The 3,112-nt window shown below is 30.3% G+C and carries 3 protein-coding genes, 1 pseudogene and 1 CRISPR repeat array; all 4 genes and pseudogenes read right to left on the bottom strand.

Annotated elements, in window-relative coordinates:
- Nucleotides 1–15: 15 nt before the first annotated feature.
- Nucleotides 16–513: direct repeats of the CRISPR family, unit length 36 nt; unit sequence GTTTTAGTCCTATATGAAATTACATAACTCTCAAAC.
- A gap of 39 nt (nucleotides 514–552) precedes the next feature.
- On the bottom strand, nucleotides 553–1,224 hold the full coding sequence (gene csn2 / locus RQ893_RS08805) for a type II-A CRISPR-associated protein Csn2 (RefSeq protein WP_311482640.1): 672 nt from the start codon (nucleotides 1,222–1,224) through the stop codon (nucleotides 553–555).
- A complete protein-coding gene (gene cas2, locus RQ893_RS08810) occupies nucleotides 1,218–1,538 on the bottom strand; it encodes a CRISPR-associated endonuclease Cas2 (RefSeq protein ID WP_311482638.1) in 321 nt (106 codons plus the stop codon). The genes csn2 and cas2 overlap by 7 nt, the downstream gene beginning before the upstream one ends.
- A pseudogene (gene cas1 / locus RQ893_RS08815) lies at nucleotides 1,528–2,380 on the bottom strand (type II CRISPR-associated endonuclease Cas1). The gene cas2 and the pseudogene cas1 overlap by 11 nt, the downstream one beginning before the upstream one ends.
- On the bottom strand, nucleotides 2,377–3,112 hold a 736-nt coding region (locus tag RQ893_RS08820), incomplete at its 5' end, for a Cas9 endonuclease PAM-interacting domain-containing protein (protein WP_311482639.1). The gene RQ893_RS08820 and the pseudogene cas1, both read right to left, overlap by 4 nt.

Genomic DNA, 3,112 nt, shown 5'->3' on the forward strand with positions numbered 1-3,112 from the left:
ATGATATGCCGCGTGGTTTTAGTCCTATATGAAATTACATAACTCTCAAACTTACTCGTGATTATCGGTAGAGTGATTGGCGTTTTAGTCCTATATGAAATTACATAACTCTCAAACAGTAAGCTGAGATTCCGTCCGTTTGGACTTGTTTTAGTCCTATATGAAATTACATAACTCTCAAACGATTGCTGTCGATTAGATGTTGTGTATAAGTTTTAGTCCTATATGAAATTACATAACTCTCAAACAGGAGGTGTAATTTGAACAAAGAAACAGCAGTTTTAGTCCTATATGAAATTACATAACTCTCAAACATGGAACCTGAAGAACCAAAAGCAATTGCAAGTTTTAGTCCTATATGAAATTACATAACTCTCAAACTTTGAGTTGGTTGTGTTGCGTTCTCTTAACGTTTTAGTCCTATATGAAATTACATAACTCTCAAACAGCAACTTCATAATGCTTTACGCCTATTTCGTTTTAGTCCTATATGAAATTACATAACTCTCAAACCTCAAATTCGAGATTTAAGAATTAATAGCTTGACGATAGCTAAATTTCACAAAAGTCATTATCAATAATTCTCAAATTTTCATCTGAATCGACTCTTCTTGAGATATTATTTTGTAGGGCTAAAACCTTAATCTCATTATAACATAAGTATTTTTTCAGTTCATTCAATTCCTCAACACTTAAAAAACTATCTAAATTGACAAAAACAAATAACTTTATGCCTAGTAATCTAGAGGACACTTCCATGTACTCAATTAATCTCTCAACTAAGGATGAATGATCATAATCAAATTCTACCGAACATGCTTTAAATAAATTCTGATAATTTACATCTCCCATCGTCAATGAGAATCTTGACCGGTAGATTAAATCATCCATTATTTTGATAACCACACTCTCCATCTCAACTTTTTTAGGGTACATTTCTTCAGAATTTATATCTTCTTCTAATTCCGAATAGAGTTTTTTTAATATATTTGATGCATTTGCTTCTAGGTTAAATAAATCAAAAATAATATTGGTAATTTTTGATAAGTTTAACTTTTCAAATTTTTCAATAAGCTCAAAATCATCATTCTGTCGATTCAAGGATGCTATAAATCCTCTTACAAATTTTGAAAAATATTTTGTATCTTCAATTACAAGTGTATTTAATTTTTTTGAATGTATTTCAAATGAATTCTCTAAATATTCTGTAACGAGAGTTATAATATGATCAACCTCCGATCATCTGTGATGTATTCCTCGTCTACCGTTCCGACCAATATTTCCATCCTCGAAAATTGTTTTTCAGTAATAATAAACATCTGCACAAGTCCCTTCGGTGGCTTGTTAGCCCGGACTTTATTAGCAATTAAACGTGCAACACTTTGGTTCACAGCAATCTTTACATACACTGACTCTTGCATCATCATAAATCCGTTTTTCAATAAAAACTTTCTGAAATCTCGGTAACTTTTTCTATCTATTTCATCTTCTGTTGGAAGATCAAACATCACTATCAGTCTCATATATCTATAACTCATAGCTTGGAAACCTCAACAGAGACACATCTCTATTGTTTAACGCATCAAATACAGGTCGGGTATAGATATCTAGTGCTTGATTAATACGGGTAGATTTATTATCAATCCTTACATAATTATTTAGTATGTCTATTAATTCAAATTTTTGCTCTTTATCGAATGGCTCATCCATATGATTATAGACATAACTATCTACATATATTCTCCATGGCTCAATTAAATCACTCGAAAGATTAAATTGATTGAACATATTATCATGAAATATCCCAATTTGTGTGATATAACCATTAGACACTACTTGTCGATTGATGGATGATAATAGGATGGAGTAGCCATAATTTAGAGCGGCATTTGTGTTACAATCATCACTTCGTGAAAAAGACTTTCGCGGCATGTCCCTCACGATTCGTCTGATCATTAAATCCTACTTCTGTAATATAATTTTCAAGCATTTTATATTCATTTTTCTTATTATTTTTTAGTAAAAACATTTGATTTTTTATTTTCTTCTTTACAATAAGTCGCCAGACCTCACCTTTTATATATTCATCCCATTTCATTTGCATACGAATTTTTTCACTAGTGTTGTATGACGAATAAAATGGAGCTACTTCAGCGGACGGATTTCTTTTCTCATCACAAAATATTAATTTTATCTTGTTTTTGACAATCTCATTTAACAAAGCAAATGTTATTGAGGCCTCTGTTGTATTTACGATGATATGAGATATATCTTTCAGATAGATTTTGCGAACCTTGTTGCCATCTTGCCTTACGACAAGATGGCTTAGTTTCAATTCAAGTTTCGCACGATTATCAATAACTACTACTCTCCAGGTCATAAGTTAATCAAATCCACTTCATTTTCAAAGAGGCCTGTGATGGATTGGTTTATTATTTTAAATTCATCATAATTGTTGATATTATTCGATTTCCCACTAATTCGACCATACGTACCACTTAAATTTATCATTTTTAAATCTTGTCTAGATCCAGATGAACTTATTGCTTTTACCAATTTTAATATTACTTCACATTTTTCCTGATAATTCAACTTTTCAAACTTAGCCTTTGCGCTATCTACCTTTTTCGAAATCTCTAAGAAAGAATTGCTATAAATAGATGTTTGGAGCTTATCAATAATACATTCAAAGGTATTATCAACCAATTCTTCTGTTAAACCATTAATTCTATCGAGTGTTCGATACTGATTTAAACTTGATTTATCTATCTGTTTTATTGCCCATTCACTCTTTTTCGGTAAAATTAATTGAACGGCACTACTTAATTCAATATGCTTATTTGTTCCACCAGTTATAAAGTAATAAAAACCATTTATTTTGAGTAATGATTTCATTTTTACAATAGGGTATATAATATTAAAATCATCAATATTAAACCTATCTTTAAAATACTCCTTCAAGTAAATATCTGCCTTTTCAGGATTACTTTGTTGCTTTAAATAAATTTCTTTTTCTATTGGCAAAATTTTTCTTTCTGTTTTCTTTTTACCTGGAATGTCAACAACGATAAAATGAGCCTTATTTACATTTGTATAACCACCGTATTTTTCA

The sequence above is a fragment of the uncultured Anaerococcus sp. genome (genome assembly GCF_963510915.1).
Classification (GTDB): domain Bacteria; phylum Bacillota; class Clostridia; order Tissierellales; family Peptoniphilaceae; genus Anaerococcus.

Coding starts and splice junctions, on each gene's coding strand:
- cas2 (WP_311482638.1), bottom strand. CDS start 1,538: ATGAGTTATAGATATATGAGACTGATAGTGATGTTTGATCTTCCAACA.